This window comes from Vibrio sp. RM-41-2B (assembly GCF_024744415.1).
GTDB classification, from domain to species: domain Bacteria; phylum Pseudomonadota; class Gammaproteobacteria; order Enterobacterales; family Vibrionaceae; genus Vibrio; species Vibrio diabolicus.
Genome location: NZ_JAMQWD010000015.1, coordinates 371568 through 391231 on the forward strand (window position 1 = coordinate 371568; position 19664 = coordinate 391231).

The 19664-nt window shown below is 42.8% G+C and carries 7 protein-coding genes and 1 pseudogene; 4 read left to right on the top strand and 4 right to left on the bottom strand.

The annotated features are described in order from the left end of the window. Positions 1 to 227 precede the first annotated feature (227 nt). Positions 228 to 10058 carry a tandem large repeat gene (locus tag NB463_RS11810; RefSeq protein WP_258515997.1) on the bottom strand — a complete coding sequence of 3277 codons (9831 nt, stop codon included), beginning with the start codon at positions 10056 to 10058 and terminating at the stop codon, positions 228 to 230. A gap of 381 nt (positions 10059 to 10439) precedes the next feature. On the opposite strand from NB463_RS11810, the gene NB463_RS11815 reads away from it, so the two are divergent. Then, positions 10440 to 11417: a M23 family metallopeptidase gene (locus NB463_RS11815; RefSeq protein ID WP_258431536.1), complete on the top strand. Its 978-nt coding sequence runs from the start codon at positions 10440 to 10442 to the stop codon at positions 11415 to 11417. A 248-nt stretch (positions 11418 to 11665) separates the two neighbouring features. Here the strand turns inward: NB463_RS11815 and NB463_RS11820 are convergent, their stop codons facing one another. Next, positions 11666 to 12595, bottom strand: coding sequence for a LysR family transcriptional regulator (locus NB463_RS11820; RefSeq protein WP_258431526.1), 930 nt, complete (start codon positions 12593 to 12595; stop codon positions 11666 to 11668). Between the two features lie 354 nt (positions 12596 to 12949). On the opposite strand from NB463_RS11820, the gene NB463_RS11825 reads away from it, so the two are divergent. Together NB463_RS11825 and NB463_RS11830 are read left to right on the top strand one after the other, a co-directional pair. Further along, the gene (locus NB463_RS11825; RefSeq protein ID WP_258431527.1) at positions 12950 to 14602 is read left to right on the top strand and encodes a 2-oxoacid:acceptor oxidoreductase subunit alpha; all 1653 of its coding nucleotides are present in this window, start codon (positions 12950 to 12952) and stop codon (positions 14600 to 14602) included. After that, positions 14592 to 15590 carry a 2-oxoacid:ferredoxin oxidoreductase subunit beta gene (locus NB463_RS11830; RefSeq protein ID WP_258431529.1) on the top strand — a complete coding sequence of 333 codons (999 nt, stop codon included), beginning with the start codon at positions 14592 to 14594 and terminating at the stop codon, positions 15588 to 15590. The genes NB463_RS11825 and NB463_RS11830 overlap by 11 nt, the downstream gene beginning before the upstream one ends. Before the next feature lie 183 nt (positions 15591 to 15773). Here NB463_RS11830 and NB463_RS11835 read toward each other — a convergent pair whose 3' ends face one another. Next, a complete protein-coding gene (locus NB463_RS11835; protein WP_258431530.1) occupies positions 15774 to 16418 on the bottom strand; it encodes a CatB-related O-acetyltransferase in 645 nt (214 codons plus the stop codon). 94 nt (positions 16419 to 16512) lie between these two features. Next, positions 16513 to 17664 (bottom strand): annotated as a pseudogene (gene ampC / locus NB463_RS11840) (class C beta-lactamase). A 359-nt stretch (positions 17665 to 18023) separates the two neighbouring features. On the opposite strand from ampC, the gene pdxR reads away from it, so the two are divergent. Further along, positions 18024 to 19427: a MocR-like pyridoxine biosynthesis transcription factor PdxR gene (gene pdxR / locus NB463_RS11845; protein WP_258431531.1), complete on the top strand. Its 1404-nt coding sequence runs from the start codon at positions 18024 to 18026 to the stop codon at positions 19425 to 19427. Positions 19428 to 19664: the final 237 nt, after the last annotated feature.

Consider the following 19664-nt stretch of genomic DNA (forward strand, 5'->3'; position numbering starts at 1 on the left):
ATATTTAAAAAGATTTTCAACGCGACACATTCACCACAGCATCTACCGAGCGACCATCACAATCACGTCATACACACCTAAAAGCAACATTGGCCTAGTTATTATAGATATTCAACCTTGTATTAAGACGATTCATTAATTCGAGTAACTTATCAATAAAGGCAATTATTTTGATAAATATCACAAAAAGTCCCAAATAAATAAAGCGAGCTAAACGCTCGCTTTATTTATGCGGCATCTTTAAAGGTTCTGTTCTCGCCAAAATATCGGTTATAGACAGCTCCTAAAGAGGCCGTACTTGCGTAACGATCATAGTTAAATGTTGCTTGAGCCTCTTCAGCAGAGGCGGAAAGCTTGTTGGTACCATTCACATAAATCGTCACCACCCCGTCCTTCAGTCCTGAAAGATCTAAATCAGTTGTCCATGAGTCTGAAAACACGGTAGCCATGCCTGTGGCTTCTGTACCATCAGCGTCGACTGCTTTGATATCTATGAACTCACTATCTTCAAATCGTTCACTACTACCACTTATTGTCACGCTTTCCACTCCAGCAACATCGTTGATAGCATCTAGATGTATTGTTGGTGTGATTGGCATGGAGTAAGCAGTGTTCTGGCTACCTGTGTTTCCTGATAAGTCTTGGTAGTCACGAACTAGCAACGCCACATTGAGCTCTGACGTGCTTGGTACCACCACATCACCAGTCCAAACACTTGGGTCTGCGGTTGCCACTAACGAGGTGATCGTCGTGCCACCTAACTCCGCCACAGCACCTTGCAATGCTTTATCGAATTCCAGCGTTACCGTCACGCTTTGGCCGATGACTTGGTGCTCAGGCGTAAACGTCACGTTAGTCAGCGTTGGCAGAGACTGCGCGAGTGTAAAGCTCTGGCTTTCACTCACTTCAATGCCCGCAGAGTTCGTCCCCGTCACCATCACGGTGTAAGTGCCATTGGTTTGGTGACTCATATCCATTGCGTCACTGATCCAAGTGCCACCAGCTTGTACTGTCGCACTGCCGCTTTTTAGTACCGTCGCGCTGCCTTGGGCTTTCACTTCAAGACGCAAGGACTGACCATCAAAACGTGTCGACGTGCCTTCGAATTGTAGCGTGGCGGCATGCGTTTCATCCACATTGCCCACTTGCGTAATAGCTAAGGTTGGCGTGATCGGCATGGAGTAAGCCGTGTTCTGGCTACCTGTATTCCCTGATAAGTCTTGGTAGTCACGAACCAGCAACGCCACATTCAGCTCTGATGTGCTTGGTACCACCACATCGCCAGTCCAAACGCTTGGGTCCGCGGTTGCCATTAATGAAGTGATCGTTGTACCACCTAATTCCGCCGCTGCGGATTGCAGATCTTTATCGAATTCCAGCGTTACCGTCACGCTTTCGCCGATGGCTTGGTGCTCAGGCGTAAACGTGACGTTAGTCAACCTTGGCAGAGATTGCGCGAGTGTAAAGCTCTGGCTTTCACTCACTTCAATACCCGCTGAGTTCGTCCCTGTCACAATCACGGTATAAGTGCCGTTGGCTTGGTTACTCATATCCATTGCGTCACTGGTCCAAGTGCCACCGGCTTGTACCGTCGCACTGCTGCTTTTCAATACCGTCGCGCTGCCTTGGGCTTTTACTTCAAGACGCAGGGACTGACCGTCAAAACGTGTCGACGTGCCTTCGAATTGTAACGTGGCGGCTTGCGTTTCATCCACACTGCCAACTGGAGTGATGGCTAAGGTCGGCGTGATCGGCATGGAGTAAGCCGTGTTCTGGCTACCTGTATTCCCTGACAAGTCTTGGTAGTCACGAACCAGCAACGCCACATTGAGCTCTGACGTGCTTGGTACCACCACATCACCAGTCCAAACGCTTGGGTCCGCGGTTGGCATTAATGAAGTGATCGTTGTACCACCTAACGCCGCCGCTGCGGATTGCAGATCTTTATCGAATTCCAGCGCCACCGTCACGCTTTGGCCGATGGCTTGGTGCTCAGGAGTAAACATCACGTTAGTCAGCGTTGGCAGAGACTGCGCGAGTGTAAAGCTCTGGCTTTCACTCACTTCAATGCCCGCAGAGTTCGTCCCCGTCACCATCACGGTGTAAGTGCCATTGGTTTGGTGACTCATATCCATTGCGTCACTGATCCAAGTGCCACCAGCTTGTACTGTCGCACTGCCGCTTTTTAGTACCGTCGCGCTGCCTTGGGCTTTCACTTCAAGACGCAAGGACTGACCATCAAAACGTGTCGACGTGCCTTCGAATTGTAGCGTGGCGGCATGCGTTTCATCCACATTGCCCACTTGCGTAATAGCTAAGGTTGGCGTGATCGGTAATTCGTGAGCGGTGTTATCCTCCCCTATGTTACCAGTCAAATCTTTAAACTGACTAACAACCAAGTCGACACTTAACAGCGTAGTGCTCGGAACTTGTACATCACCAACCCAGACCTTTTTATCTGCCGTTGCGGACAGAGAACTGATGCGATTGCCGCCAAGCGTAGCGGTCGCCTCTTGGATCTCTTTATCAAACTCAAGCGAGACACTCACGCTTTGACCCACACTCTGATGCTCGGGGTTAAATGTCACATTGGTTAGTTTTGGTAAGGTTCCTTCAACCGCGATACTTAAGCTGCTTCCTTTTCCAGGAATTGTGTTGGTACTTTGATAGCTATTGTCTTCTACCTGAATAGTGATATTTTTATCTTGTTTTTCTGGGCTGACATAGTTAACCGTCCACGTAATATTGTCTGAAGTCGACCAAGTATCTTGTTTTAACGTTCCTGTTGCACCGCTATCACTAGCGACAAGATGGACATCTGAGATATCAAAGTTCGTAACTTCTTCTGTAAAGTTAAACGCAAGCGTAATCTCTTCGCCTCCAAAAAGAGGGGCGCTTGAGGCGGTAGAGATACTTAGCCCGGGAACGGTTGCCGCTTCCACATGCGCGTCAATAGAACTTTCGCTCTTGTTATCCACCTTGTCTGTTGCTGCCACCGTGATCGTATGATCGCCTTTAGGTAACAAATAGCTTATGACATAAGGCCCCGCTTCGGTTGTCGGCTCAGTAATCGCTTGAGGAGCCACAGTGCTGCCACCACTCACCGCTTTTGACGTGACGAGGTTTAAATTTTTATCTGTAATGTATGCGCTAATTTCTAGCTGATACTTATCATTTGTCGGTACCTTAGAAATTTGATTAGCACTTAAGCCAGAAATACTTGGAACGTCATAATCAACAATAGACTCGATAACTTGTCCATCATAACTTTTGCCTAGTAATTCAAAGCTTGTATTCTCTCTTCCAACTGAGTCCGTCACCGTCACCTTAAGGGTATATGACCCTTGGTTATCGACGGCAAAGTTCATCATTCCATTACCACTAGATGAGATAACATCACCTGAGTAACGCAAGGAATCACCGAGGCTTGGAATAAGCTCCACAGAATATTGTGAAGCTTTCACTCTTTCTCCTTCCACCGTAGATACCGTAAACGGCTGGCTCGCCTTGGTTAAAAACAGTTTCCCACCCTGCAAACTCGTAATTCCATCGAAATCAACTGTGACTTTAGGAACACTAATATCAATGACTTTTCTGATATCAGAATACAGTCCGACGCTATCTGTCGCTTTGATGTCTACTGTGATTGAACCACGCCCCTCTAACTGAGATTTCGGTAGTTCAAAGTACGTAGATGAACCATTCCCATCCTCTACTCTTTCTTCTTGATAACTCGGGTTTAAAACCGAGTAGTTTACTTTTGCGAGGCTGCTACCAGTGTCCGTTATATCAAAACGAAAACGAACATTATCAGGATTTGTTGGCGATTCGGTTACGATAATCTCATCGCCAACACTTGGAGGTGTGTTGTCAACTTTAATATCAACGGTCGCTTCACCGACTCTCGACCACACATCCGTTGCGGTAATAATTGTCCTGATCGTTTTTCCATCCGCATCGCTAGGAAGTTCACTCGTAAATGTTGAACACTTGTAGGTTGGGTCATCTGCACACACTTCCAATTGCGCAAACTTCTCCGGATTATCTTTATAGTTGTAGGATTCCGTTCCAAATCTGGCCATCACATTGTCTAGCCTAGAGTTTTCATACAACTTAATTCTGAATTTAGCGACAAGCTGCTGACCATTAATGGTTGTGTTTCCAACCGGATCAGTAATTTCAACGACTACCGAACCTTTAGGTAATTCAAGCAGTAGATCATGCTCTGGCATCAAGTTTCCTGCTAAATCAGATACGTTCTTGATTTTGTATTCTTGAGTTGTACTCAGACCATCAATAATATCGGCGTAGGATTCAGAGTACGTACACTTGATATTTCCAACACCTTTGGCACAGGTCGTTGGTGTATAAGCTTTGTTGCCAAGATTACGAACCAACTTTGGATATTCATCTGAACTTTCAGTATTCACGCCTGATAAAGCATCATTGAAAGAGAGCTCAAATGTCAGCATCTTCTTCAAAGCTTCATCAAACCAAACATCACTTCCTTTAAAACTGTATGAGTTACCATCAACGACTGTTGGTGCATCAATATCCACCATCGAAAAATTGAACTTGTTGATCGTTTCACGCCCATTTGTACCCAAGGTTTTAGTGATCAAAGTGACAGGTGCCTTTGTCATGTTTTGCCCAACATTGACACTACAACTGTAAGGTTCTTGCGATACGTTGATAACACCAGAAGTTGGTTGCTCATTAGTTGGTGGTGCATCTAGAGAGTTGTACTCTTCACGAACCCAACACTCTAACGTTTTGGCTTTGACCGCACTCAATGTAGTAAAGGTGACATCAAGAACACCATCAGATAAGTAGTTTTGAAAGTCCAGCGGACTTGCAACCGAGAGAACCACGCCTTCACGCTGTACGCTAAAGGTTTGGTTTACTTTTCCAACCTTTCTGTCTTTTTCGTCAAGGTAACGAACTTTGTTGTAAACCTTTATATCAAGTTCATAGTTACCATCTTTGGCAATTTGTGTAGAAAGCAGCGTTGCCGTCCAAGTGCCATCTGCGGTTTCTGAGAACGTAAAGTTAGTCCCGTTTTGCTCTCCAGAAAATCTATACGTTGAGTCAATTCGATCAACGCCACTATCATCAACAATATCAAGCGTAAGTACGATATTCCCATCTTGATAGATGGTGTTGTTTGTAATTGGCGTTCCATCCGTGTAACTCATCGCCAGCGTCACCTGCGGGATGGAATTGTACACTTTAACGGTAAAATCTTGCTCACCACTGGTTAAGGTTGTGTTGCCACGAACATCAGACCCTTTTAAACGAACCTTGTGTGTACCCGTACCTAAATCACCAAGGCTCACTTTGAGATCTTCATTGATTTTTTTACCTGGAGAGCCAGGTAATGGTTCCAGATCGCTAAACGTCCAATACTCTAAGCTTTCTCGGTTTACACCATTAATTGAAATATCACCGTTGGCATTTAGGTCTAACGCCGTTAGGTCAAAGACATAGTTTCCTAAGTAGTAGTCATTCGCATTGAAACCACTTAACCCTAATGTTGGCCCATCACGATCAAGAATAACCTTGCGCGTGTTAGAACTAGATTCAAAACCGTAAATATCGGTTGCTTTTACATACAGTGACGTGGTTTTTTCATCTTCAGAAATGTCTATTTTATCTGTGTCACTCTTAATGAGAGACATTACAAACTCTTTAGATGAATCCGTTGGCACAATTGTCTTAATTGGCGAATCTTTACCATTCTGATATAGAGAGACTTGCTCAATGTCTGAATCGTCTATTACGGATTTAAATCGCACGTTGAACTCACGCCCGACAACATAGTTCTCTTTGGACAATGTGTCTTCAACCCAAGGCGTATTTAGGATGATTTCTGGGCCTTTGTTATCGACTTGGAATGTGAATTTCCCTGTTGTACTAACATTGGCAGGGTAAGCGTTGTCCGTTGCAGTGACATAAAATTCATTCCATTCATCGTAATCAAATGCTTTTGAAACCAGTTGGACTTTGACGTCAGGTTGTTCACCAACTAAGTATGGTACGTCACACGTCTCTGTTAGAGGGTCACAGCTTTCTAATGTCAGTGCCTGACCAGACCCTCGGCGAAGATCTATTTTTACATTATTGCCGGGGCTTAACGTCCCCCAATCAATGACAGGTGTCCATTGGTTGTTACCGCCTAAACGGCTCTGGACCTGCTCACTTTTTACAATAGGAGCTTCAGAGTCGATACGAATATTGAATCTCGGAGCCGTGCTAGTTAACTCTGAAACGGAGTTACCTAAATTATCCTCTGCCGCTGCAACGACTAGCCAATCACCATCACCCGGGTAAATCGTCGCGCCTTGATTTGAACAAAGCTCCCCCGTACATAATTTGACTTTAAAGGCGTCTTTCGAGTTATTCGAAAAGTCCTCTGGTGTGTATGTGACTTTTTCACCCGTTTGCTGGTAGAAAACAAGACCTCTTGAAGAAAGCTTGTCACCCACAACATCTTCAACCTTGAAGGTCAATTCATGGGTATTTTTGGCATTTAAATAAATACCGTCTTCTACAGGTTTACCGTCGACGTCATTAGGTGGGAGGTAACTCGTTTTAGGGAAATCATTATCAATAAATACCGTTTCTATAAACGGAGCTTTGCCATCGTAACCATACGCATTACCATGTGGGTCCATGGCACTGGTTTCCACAGCAAACTCTACAATATCTTTTAGTTCACTAGACTGAGAGTTAAGGGTAAAGAGGTACTCTTTTCGATAAGCATTGCTGTTGCCAGGGTTCTCTACAATGTTGATGTCCAGCGGTATTTCAATGTTTGGCTCACTGGCTTGATACCACATCGTGCTAAACTTCGGACCATAAGCGTCGGTTTCTACAATACCAGAAGGATCGTCTAGGACAATTTTAGAAACAACTTCACCAGCAATATAAAGCTTATTGCCAACCATCGTCTCTCGACCGCTTTCAATCGTTAATTTTGGCTGTGGAGGCAAGATATCGATACTGCTACCCTCTGTATCAAAAATGTTCTTACCATTTAAGTTAGGATTAGCCATCGAAATATCATCAGCATAGAGCTGCGCGATATTGGTCTCAATACCGTATTTGCTCGCCATGATTTCGTAATACGATTGCGCTAAATCCTTTCGATAAGTATCGGAACCGAATTGATAAGAATCGAGCATAACCTGACGTCCACCAACACCAATACCATTCGCTTTTCCATCAAAGCTCAAATCATCGTAAATAGCGGAGGCAAAATCTAATGAGTTATTTCTTGGCATTCTCTCGGCAATACTATCAATAGCTTCAACAAGGAATCGGTGTAGATAGTCATTTGATGGCTTGTCTGGAATCGCTTTAGTCGTAAGCATTTCATTGGTTGCATAAGACACAACCGTTGGGTCAAACCCAAAGAATGAGTTGTTATTCGTACCTGATAACGCGTAGCGCACCTCATCAAGAATTTGAATCGCACGTTCTGAAGTTTTCTCTCCCGCTGTCACTTGATCCCACTGGAAATCAAACAAACCAGTCTGATATGTCGATAGTTCAGTAATATAGTAAGTTTGAGAACCTTTGAGCTTAAAATACACACCAATATTGGCCTTGTTTAAGTCAACCGTTACTTTCTTGGTCCCTGGATCTCTTTTCCATTGGTAATAATATGGCTCACTGCCTTCGATACCAATTAAACGAACACGCATGAAATCATAATTCACTACGTCAGTTGTGGTTTCACAGCTCGCTACGTCAAGAGCCATGGACTGGTCACTTTCCAGTTGCTGGATAGTGGTACAACTTGCAAGTGAAGTGAATTCACCACTTGGGCTCAACCCTTCAAGTTGAGCTCGCGCACCAATAAATGGTGTCACCACTTTTATGGTTGGTAGGTCAAAGCTACTTCTAAAATATACTTCTCTTGGAGTACTTTCGTTATCAGACTCATCGACGGTTTGAATGACTAACTTTTGACTACTGTTTTCTGATACCGATTTAAAGCTGTCACCCAAAATATCTCTTACAAATGGAATGTAATAGATGACATCTTCTACACGCCCATTGATGTCTAACAGCGTTTCGTGCGGAATTTTTGCGATGTAATCGTCATCTGATGCGGTTGTATCAATAACTTGCTGAAGTGAGTAGTTGTTATCGTTATTTTGGCTGACATAATACTTGACGACGAGCTTAAGTTTATTGGCGTTGGAGCCTAAAACCGTATCGGTATTTACGTCCGATACTTTCACACGAACATAAGGGATTTTATTCTCTTTCAATAAATTAGCGTTGAAGTTACTAAAATCCACCCCTTTTAATGAATTCTGAATCCCTATACTTGCGTACGCATAGTCAATCTTCAAGAAATCGCGGCTCGCTTGAACATTGTCTGGGGTATACGTATCTTGAGAGTAGATACCATCGTAAGTGGTTCGTTCACCATCTAAACCGACATTTACGTACGTCATTGACGCACCTTCAGGGTAAGTAATCGTTTGTGCTGGAGCTTGATCGTCACGACTTACTGCATGCTGACTAGTGCCCGTGTTACCTTTGCTATCCTTCGCTCGAACCTCAAAGACCGTCGTAGATAGGAATTCATCAGTTGGGTAAGCCTTACTAAACTCACAAGCATTTCCAGACTCTACCGTTACAGGAGAACATGTGACGTCCTCATGTAAGCCATCTTTAAATGAAATACTGACCGAACTGATCTCTTGCGAGCTTTCTTTTACAACCCCTTTCAGAACGTATTCTTTAAGTTGGTTATTAATTGCACTCGCCGATGTAATATCAATAACAGGCGCATCGTTATCCCATTCAAAGTTGATATGAAGACCCGAATGGCTGCCTGGAATTAACTCATTACCCAATACATCCGCTGTATATAAGACTAATCGTGCTGCTGTTACGTTTGAGAGCCCTGTGGCAGGGTTCATATCCACACTATCGATCTCTTTGGTATTAATGTTAACTTTAACGTTGGTCTCTCGAAGGCCAACTTCAAAATCATCAAATTCAACCGAACAGAATGTGCTTCCAAAATCTTGTATGTCGTTACATTGAAATTCACCAGACCAAGAGCCATTAACCTGATACTGAATAAAGGCGGATACGTCTTCTACGCCGATATCATCTACAATCTTTAGATCAACTTTGTCAGTGCCAGCGAGTACATCACTGTCCGTACGAGTAACTATTGGCGCATCTGTATCGATATCCGTACCATCTCGCGATGGAATGACGCCATCAGTACTGCCATATGTACCTAAGTCATTAAGCTTCTTACTAAAGTCGACATAGTCGGCAGCATCAGTACCAGAGATATTGACACTTGGATCGTTGACCACGATCAGAACATGCTGAGATAAATCACGTGTATAAATGTCGCTATTTATCTTTTTCTGTCCAAAGCTGAGGGGAGTCACTGCTCCTGAAGTCTGGCTCACTTCAAGACCATCAAGAACACCATCTGCAATAACATCCCGATATTGGATGTCAGCGAAATGCATTGAAGTGTAGACGTTATCGCTGTTGCCGTATTTTTTTATAAGATCGTAAGAGTAAGACGAGTATGCAGTTAATAAAGCGCCGTATTGATGCCCAGCACTAGCAAAACTGCTTTGCCCACCTTTGGTTATATCAATAGGTTTGGTCTCATTTACGTCAAACCCATACATGCTATTGATACTATCCAAAGCGGTTGAAAAGGCACTCTCATCTGCAGCTCCTTGAGAAATTTTGTACTTTGCCAAGCCTGCTGCCAAGTTCGACAGCGGAGTAAGCATTAACTTTTGCTCACTCCCCTCTTTAAAGTTCACAACACCTTCAAATTTAAGTGTCTTCGCATTGCTCACTGATACCGTTTCATTCGTAAACGGGTCGGTATAACTCCCCTCTTTTGCAACAACAAAAAGAGGCATTGAAGACGATTCAAACTCTAGCAGATAGTTTCCGAACGCATCAGACGTCGTGTTAGCCAACTTCCGGCCTAAGTTTCCATTTTTGAACTCGAAAACCTCAATCTTTGCGCCATTTACAGGGGCGTCAAAAACCATACCGGAAATGCTTCCTTTGCTTCTAGCTGGAGGTGTGTTGTCTCCTCCATCACCACCACCACATGCACTCAATAAAAGAGATGTAAGCGTAAGACCTAATGTTAATTTCAGCGTATTTTTAGCGAACATAGTAATTTGGCAAAATATATTTTGCCGAGATTATATTATTGTAAAATATTTTCTCAACGTGACAATAACACCATTTAAAAAGCCAAAAACACCAGACCAACCGTCACTTTTACTAAATTATTAAATTAAAATCATCACCTATAATTATTCACTTAGTTAAAACGGAGGAATTAGCCATACTTTAATGCTAGGTTTTATTTAAAATATTATACTCTACGCACAACTGTCAGCCTTGATAAACCACCAAAACTAATGACTATTTTAATAATAAAAAGGAGTGTGCGAACTCCTACCGCAACCCTTCTCACCATTGCCTTACTCATTTTTATTAGCGTGTCGCTTTCTCACCACATCCTCACTCCCATGGATAGACTGCCTACCGTTAAGCCTTTGGAGTTCAAGAATGAGGGAGTTCAAGCACCTTTTGAGGGGGGGACTCTTAGACAAAAAATCACCATAGGTGTGGTTGAGTACTCGTTTGTCGCTTCATTGTTAAAATCAGGAATAAGTCAAAAAGAGATTAATTTGCTATTGGCCCTTATTAAAAGTAACTTTAATATTATTGATTCAGTTAAGAGAGATGACCATTTTATCTTAAGAACTAAGTTAAATAGTAGAAATGAAACCTATATTAGTTCTTTTTACTATTTAGGTAGTAAAACCGATTTATTTATTATCAATGATGGGCAAGGTAACATATTTGATGAACATGGCGTGTCAATAAAAAATAAACTCCGATTTTCAGATCCCTTTGATAAAAGCTACAGAGTAAGCTCTGGCTATGACTTAAAACGAACACACCCAGTAACTAATATAACGACTCCGCACTTAGGCACTGACTATGCAACACCAGTAGGTACACCGATTCGTAGTATTGCTGATGGTATCGTTTTAAAGTCTCGTTACAACCGTTTTGCGGGCAACTACATTAATATCCGCCACACAAATGGTGCGGTATCACGCTACCTACACTTATCTCAACGCAACGTCCACGTTGGCGAGAAGATCAGACGAGGACAAGTGATAGGAAAAACGGGTAACACAGGAAGAACAACAGGGCCGCATTTACACCTTGAACTGCACATTAATGGTATTCCGGTTGATTACGAGCGATACATTCAAAAGCACCCAAACACTGACGTTAATATAGAAATGCTGATTGCAGCGAGAAAAGAAAAAGCTGAATTAACAACGGAATGGCAACGGTATAGGCAGTCAAATCGGCAATAAAATACTTCGGTTCGATCTTTCTTCATTTATCTGAAGCGAGTCCTCGTAACCCTCTGAGCGCTTCAAGTCCTGTCGCCACTTTCCAAGTTCAGGACAAAAAAGAGCTGCTATATGCGGCTCTTAATGATGCAAATCTTTGTTTGCAGCCCATGAGTTAATATTTTTGTGGGCACAACTGAATGTAGCAAACTTACTGGCACGTAACACGCTTAAACTTCAGAAAAAGCTAGCGTCCTCCAGCAAGAGCTTTAATGGTTCAGCATCCAACTGCTGTTGATCGCCTCTCCCTGCTCATCAAGTTTATGAATAATATAGTCGATAAACACTTTTACTTTCGCGGGCACAAACTTACGACTTGGATAGTATATATAGACACCCTGACCTTCGGTTCTTTGAGGTTCAGAAACCAACATCAGTTTACCTTGCTGTACTAAGTCTCGAGCAAGATATTGGGGCATCAGTGCAATCCCTGCTCCTAAACTCGCTAAAGAGGCCATCGCATAACCATTGTCTACTGTCACTTGATGTGTAGGACTAAATTCTACTAATTGCCCATCTAAAGGCATCGTCAAGGTAAGCAAGCGCCCCGATTGTTTATAGCGGTACATTATCCATTTGTGCTGGTTAAGCGCTTCAACACTCTGAGGCTGACCAAACTTCTTTATGTACTCCGGACTGGCAAACATACCCATATCAATAGGACATAATCGCCTCGCAATCAGGTTGCTGTCATTTAGTCTCCCGCTTCGAATAGCAACGTCCATCCCACTCTCCAATATACTGGTGTATTCATCGGAAAAGCTAAGATCCAACTTCACTTCAGGGTAACGTTCGCAAAACTCTGGAATCAGCGGAGTTATATAGTTTTGCCCGAACGATAAAGGAAGGCTGACACGAAGTTTACCAAACGGAGATGCAATACTTTGATGAAGCTGCTCTTCACTACTTTTGAGCAAGTTGATCACTTCTCTTGCCGTCTCAAGGTAGTTAAACCCCGCTTCAGTGAGCTGGAGTTGACGTGTTGTACGGTGAACTAAACGAGCACCCAAATCCTGTTCTAGGCGAGCAATCGCTTTACTAACAGTAGAAGGCGACTGCCCTAATTGATTCGCGACTGCTGTAAAGTTCCCTAAGTCCACAACAGATACAAACAACTTTATTAATGACAGCTTATCCATAACGCTCACAATTAATGAAAAATAATCACATCTAATATGACAGAAAAAGTATTTTTGTGTCATGCAAACTTTTCTAGTATTTCGGAAAAGCATACCTAGCTATGGATATTTCTACTGACCTCAGAGACGACAAATAAAGCCAACACCATTAACTCTACATTCAGAATGCTCGGGCCTACGGCATTTTCTCCAACCTTTAATTCCATTGCATCTCATTAAGTGCAATGAAACATACTGAACTTGCTCTAACACGGTAAGAGGTTTTAATGACAATAATTCAACTTAAACGCGAAGTGATCTGTTTTGCTGGCGATTCTGGAGATGGTATCCAATTACTTGGAGAACGCTTTTCAGATGCAATTTGCCTCAACAGAGATTTATACTCCTGGCGACGATTTTTCAGTCTTAATCGCTCTGAATGCCGCTGCATTAAAAACCAAAATCTCACAACTCGTTGAAGGCGGTTTGGTGCTTATTGATCTCGATGGTTTTAATAAAAAAAACCTTGAGCTTGCTGGCTATGAATCGAACCCATTGAGCGATGGTAGCCTCGCAGGTTATCGAGTGATTAGTGACAGTTTTACGCGTTTAACCGTTCAATCTCTTTCTGAGTTAAACATAGCGCCTAAAGTAGTGAAGCGAAGCAAAAACTTTTTTATGCTTGGTATTGTTTTATGGATTTACAGCCGTCCGCTAGAACCGACCATTGAATGGCTAAATAATAAATTCGCTGACAATTCGCAAGTGAGAGAGGCAAACACTTTAGCCATAAAGTCGGGATTTAATTATGCTGAAACAACCGAAATATTCAGTGACTGTTTTCAGGTTGCTCCCGTAGCAGATAAAACTGGCTTGTATCGTACTGTTTCAGGGAACGAAGCATTATCGCTTGGATTAATATGCGCAGCAGAAAAACTCCAACGCCAGCTATTTTTGGGCTCTTACCCCATAACACCCGCCTCAGATATTCTACACACACTATCAACCTATCAACACTTTGGGGTCACGACATTCCAAGCAGAAGATGAGATTGCAGCTGCTTGTTCAGCTTTAGGTGCATCTTATGCTGGAGGTTTAGGAGTCACATCAACGTCCGGCCCTGGATTATGTTTGAAAGCAGAGACCATTAACCTTGCCGTAATGGCGGAGTTGCCAATGGTTGTTATCAACGTACAACGTGGAGGCCCCTCAACTGGTCTACCGACTAAAACAGAGCAATCAGACTTGCTTTTGTCTTTGTATGGTAGAAATGGGGATTCACCACTCCCAGTGTTGGCTCCTGCTTCTCCCGCAGACTGCTTTGACATGGCAATCGAGGCCTGTCGAATTGCCACTACATTTATGACGCCAGTGATCTTATTGAGTGACGGTTACTTAGCAAACGGCTCCGAATCTTGGCTCGTGCCCAACCCTGATGAGATTAAGCTCACTGTCGAGACAGCAAAAGAAAACGTAAGCTCGTTTTATCCCTATGCCCGTGATGACGTGTATTACAGCAGAGAGTGGGTCACGCCTGGTACAAAAGAGAAAGTGCACCGCATTGGAGGGTTAGAAAAGCAAGCGATTACTGGCAACCCTTCTCATGATCCTGAAAACCACCAGCGCATGACTGATGAAAGAGCAAAAAAAATAAATAACATCTGCCATTTCATCCCTAAACAAACGCTAACAGGCAGTACTCAAGACTCACTGCTAGTGCTAAGTTGGGGAGGCACGCAAGGTTCTGTATCGACCGCAATTGAGCATCTGAGAAAGCAAGGCGCATCGGTTGCTCACGCCCATATTAAGTATCTAAACCCGTTTCCAATCAATTTGGAAGAGATCATTAGCCAATTCAAGCATGTGCTTGTTTTTGAGTTGAATAACCAGCAACTCGTTAAAGTGATTCGCTCACAATATGCCATTTCGGCACGCTCCGTAACCCAAGTTAAGGGGTTACCATTCAAAGTTCACGAGGTCATTGAGTCTATCTACCACCACCTGAAGGAAATTAAAAATGACGACTAAGGTACTCAACCGCAAAGATTTCGCTTCTGATGTTGAAGTCAAATGGTGTCGAGGCTGTGGTGATTTTAACGTATTAAAAACGATGCAGTCCGTTCTAGCACGATTAGGTCGAACTAAAGAGAACACCGTATTCATCTCAGGGATCGGCTGCTCATCTCGTTTTCCTTATTATCTCGATACTTATGGATTTCATACGATTCACGGCCGTGCCCCTGCCATCGCTACTGGTGTAAAAGCGAGCAACCCAGAGTTAGATGTTTGGGTTGTAACTGGCGATGGTGACGCACTGAGTATTGGCGGAAATCACTTTATTCACGCGATTCGACGCAACCAAGACATTAAAATTTTGCTTTTTAATAATGCTGTCTATGGACTGACCAAAGGCCAATTTTCCCCGACAAGCGAACAGGGCTTCATTTCTAAGTCGAGTCCTGAAGGTTCTCCCGATCAAGCGCTTAAACCTTTGGCATTGGCAGCATCCGCAGGTGCTACGTTCATAGCACGAACATCAGACAATGATCCTACACACATGACGATGGTGTTAGAGGCTGCTGCCGCGCATTCGGGCACGGCTGTGGTTGAAATCCTGCAAAACTGCGTCATTTTTAACGATAAAGTGCACGAACCTTACAACGGCCCAACTAATAGAAACGAACATCTACTTTATCTCTCAGATAATGAACCGTTATTGTTTGGTAAAACACACTCAAAAGCGTTGATCAATAGAGGGTTTGGTTTCGAGATTGTCGAATCAGAGGCCCCGAACCTTTTGCTCCACTCCAGTCAATGCGAGGAGTCATACTATGCTTATGCGCTTGCTAACTTGAGCTATCCAGACTTTCCCGTACCCGTGGGCGTTTTTCGTTCAGTGACTCGACCTACTTTTGATCAGGTCATTCGACATCAAAAACACCAAGCAACTCTAAAATATGGTCAGGGCGACTTAACCGAATTGCTCAAACAAAACAGTTATGAGCGTCTCTGCTAACAATTGAAAGAGCCAACTATTGAGGTAACCTTTCCTGCAAAGATGAAACTAAAAGGTTTCCGATTCTAGTTGGCGACTTGCTGAATGATGAATTGATAAGGAAGTGTGGTGGATGCAGATATCCATCACACTAAAAAGAGGCTCTATAATGAGCCTCTTCTGTTTTTTAAAATAGTGACATCGTCACTCTTCTGAATGGTTTCTATCGTATTCAGCGCTTGCCTTTTTCAGCCCTTCTAAATCGTCTGAACATAACAATCTCTTCAGGCTGTCGATTTTCTTATCAGGCCAATCATATATCCTAAGAGCGAGCAGTTCTTCTATCGTCTCTCGAGAAAAGCGATATTTGACATGCTTAGCTGGTGAGCCTGCAACCATGCTGTAAGGCTCAACATCTTTCGTCACCACGCTGTTTGCCGCAACGATTGCTCCTTCTCCGATAGTCACACCCGGCATTATCATGGATCGCATACCGAGCCAGGCGCCATCGCCAATGTGAGTATCTCCTTTCCCGACATACGCTTCTTCAATAAAGTCCATAAATGGGTACAAGGAGAACCAATCAGCTCTATGTGTACTATTTCCCCCCATAACAATCACAACTTCCGCTGCAATACAGACAAAGTCACCTATATGTAACTTATCAATCTTCCATTTTGGTTCCCAATATCGGCTGAACTCATCGCCTTGTAGATATCTTACAACGGACTCCTCAAAACCGGCGTCCCAACAATCACTGTAATAACTATGTTTACCTTTAATCGTTATATTTGGATTCGTAACAACTTCATGCAGCAAAGTCACCTTAGACCAATGCTTAGTTTTCATGAATACTCCTATAAATACTATCTAATAAAACACTGTAGATAGTATGTATCTAAATAAACTCTAATAATTACGTAGTTCCTAGTACCACTAAAATTCACTTCACCACTGAGCTAATAATATGGTAAGCAGCCTCTACTCTTTCGGTATTAGGGTAGTTTTTATTCGCTAGAATCACTATGCCTATTTTTTCAGAGGGTACATACGCGACATATGCCCCAAAGCCACCTGTTGAGCCCGTTTTGTTATACCAAATGTCACGACCGAGAGTACCGGATTCACTTGCTTGAACCAGTTTAGCGTTGAGAATTACGTCGCTGGAGTTACCCTTCAATAATTGTGAAAGTTAGACGGGATAATCATAACCTTCCCACCCTACTGCTTGCGTAAACGTATCGGTATTAAAATACTTAATGTGAGTTCGCTCTAGCGCATTCTCCATATCATTATTCAGTTGCGCTTGCCCCATATTTGCTTCGATATATTGAAGCATATCTGAGCTCGTTGATTTAATACCATAGGCTTGTGCATCAAGAATACCTGGATTAACTCTAACTGGGTTTCCCTCAGAACTATAACCAAAAGCATAGTTATTAAGCTTATCCTTTGGTACATCGACAAAGGTATTGGTCATACCGAGCCCAGGCAGGATGACGGTTTCCATCATTTCCGTATAGTCTGACCTCATACTCAAGGCACCGATGTAGCCAAATAGACCAATACTAGGGTTTGAGTACTTCCTCTTAGTACCGGCTTCGTACTCCGGTTTCCACGTTTTGTAGTACTGCATCATTTCAGCGTCGTTCGTTACTTCGCTAGGAAATTGCAATGGTAGACCACCCGCAGTGTAGGTGGCGACATGAACTAGCTTGGTATTACCCAGAGCACTATTCTCTAATTCTGGAATATAATCTTTGACCTTGTCATCCATGTCTAGCTTACCTTTTTCTTGGGCATACCCAGTCAAAGTAGCGGCAAAAGTTTTACTGATAGAGCCGAGTTCAAAAATTGTGTCGTTGGTGACTAAACTCCCCTTACTTTCGTCAGCAAAACCGTAATTATAAAAATAACGCTTGCCATCAATCGTTACTGCAACAGCCAACCCCGGAATATCGTATTCGTTCATTAATCCTTTAGCACATTCATCAACTACGCTCTTTAATTGACTGCTAACCGTTAACTCCATTGTCGCAAACGTGACGAAAGAAGTGAGCGATAAAATAGCCACCAAGGCATTGTTTAATTTCATTGAACCCTCTATTTTTAATTTTCACTTATAATTAATTTCTAGTTTATTCCAAGGCTTTTAACTTTTTATATAAAAGTAATCCTGACTTGAAGAACTCCAATCGTTAACCCCCGTTGAATAACACTGTGTCTTCAAATTTTTAGCGCGATATAAACAGGTTTAAACCTGATCACCGTTGATAGGTAGGCCGATTAGATACGAATGTGAGTAACATCCGTTTGCAAAATGGGGAAATAGTGTACTCAAATGCGCTTTTTCCATACCAAGATAACGGTATACTAGGCAGATATACTTGGTATATACAGATCCACATCCTCACAACGCTTTAGAACCACTTTTCAACGTCTACAGAGAAAACGATGCCATTTTCACTACACTTCGAAACTGGAAAAGTCACCAGCCAACAGCTTTATTCCGAGATATACCAAGGGATATTAGAAGGCAGATTACGCTCAAATGAGAGATTACCGTCGACTCGCATGTTGTCTAAAAAGTTAGGCATAGCAAGAAACACTGTCATTTCGGTGTATGAGCGACTTCAGTTCGAGGGGTGGATAGTAAAAAAGGCAGGGTCTGGCACGTACGTAAGTAATGTTCTAGAACAAACGGTGAATCAAGATAAGAGACCAATAAAACACTACCAACTAGGGGTGTTTGGCACTAACGCAGCGAAGAAGCCAGAGATCATCGCACCAAAGAATCTAGACTATGACTTCACTTTAGGCGTTCCTGATCATCAGAGAATAGCAAAGCATATTTGGCGACACTCAAGACTGAGTAGGCTCAATGCATTAACTCCAGAGTTTGCACATGGTGGTGATTTGCAAGGGTTAGCTTGTTTACGAGAGTCTATCTGCGAGTATGTAAGACATTCGAGAGGAGTAATCTGTGATCCTGAAGACATCATCATTACGCAAGGGTGCCAGCAGGCAATAATGACGACTCTCCTTACATTACTCTCTCCGGGGGACCTCGTGTCGACGGAAGATCCAGGATATCCTGTTTTTCGAAATCAAGCTCAATTACTTGGCGCGCAAATAGGCACCGTGCCGATGGACGACCAAGGCGTTGTCGTTGAATCAATCCCTTCTAATACCAAAATTATTTATACAACGCCTAGTCATCAGTTCCCTTTAGGCTTTAGCTACTCCGTCGAAAGAAAGTTAGAACTGTTGAGGTGGGCAGAAGTTAATAACGCAATCATTATCGAAGATGATTATGATGCGGAATATCACTATCTCAATACCAGTAAGCAAGCTCTCAAGTCACAAGACAAAAATGACTGCGTCATAATGATAGGCAGTTTCTCTAAAATACTATTTCCCGGCATACGCATTGGATATATGATTCCACCAAAGTCTTTAATAGAGCCAATTTCAAATATGTTATGGCACTTGGGAAGAAGTACATCTGTAGTGTCTCAAATCCTACTTGACGAATTCATGCGTGACGGTCATTTCTCTCACCATTTACTCAATATGAATAAAATTTACAGCGAAAGGTACCATAAACTCACTCAATTAATTGACAACGTAGATTGCTTACAACGTATTCCGAGCCAAGGTGGGTTACATATAGCAGCTGAAGTATCGGGGTGCGCGACACAAATGGTGAATAAGCTTGCTTCATCCAATGTAGCGGTTTATCCATCATCGCATTTTTCTATCAACAATCATTCTAATGCCCTCTTATTTGGGTTTGGCATTATCCCTACCCCAAAAATAGAAAAAGCATTTGATATTATTCAATCAGTATTGGATTAAAGCAGATATAAAATTGCCTCTTCAAAAATGTCATAAACCTAAAAAGCAATAAACTTATGAAGAGGCAATATCAAACTATCGTCTTGATAGGTATCAATTTATCGTCGTGTTATCACCAGCAGAGTCAGAGCAACTGCGAGCTTGGAACGCTTTTCAACTCAATAAGGGTTCACTACGAATTGTGTCGCTCTAACCCGCTTGTTTTGCTTCAGCCCCAACACTATATTTCTTCGACTG

Excerpts from the sequence above, each read along its gene's own strand:
- NB463_RS11810 (WP_258515997.1), bottom strand. The coding sequence starts at position 10,058 with ATGGTTTTTGACGCCCCTGTAAATGGCGCAAAGATTGAGGTTTTCGAG.
- NB463_RS11815 (WP_258431536.1), top strand. The coding sequence starts at position 10,440 with ATGACTATTTTAATAATAAAAAGGAGTGTGCGAACTCCTACCGCAACC.
- NB463_RS11820 (WP_258431526.1), bottom strand. The coding sequence starts at position 12,595 with ATGGATAAGCTGTCATTAATAAAGTTGTTTGTATCTGTTGTGGACTTA.
- NB463_RS11825 (WP_258431527.1), top strand. The coding sequence starts at position 12,950 with ATGCAATTTGCCTCAACAGAGATTTATACTCCTGGCGACGATTTTTCA.
- NB463_RS11830 (WP_258431529.1), top strand. The coding sequence starts at position 14,592 with ATGACGACTAAGGTACTCAACCGCAAAGATTTCGCTTCTGATGTTGAA.
- NB463_RS11835 (WP_258431530.1), bottom strand. The coding sequence starts at position 16,418 with ATGAAAACTAAGCATTGGTCTAAGGTGACTTTGCTGCATGAAGTTGTT.
- pdxR (WP_258431531.1), top strand. The coding sequence starts at position 18,024 with ATGCCATTTTCACTACACTTCGAAACTGGAAAAGTCACCAGCCAACAG.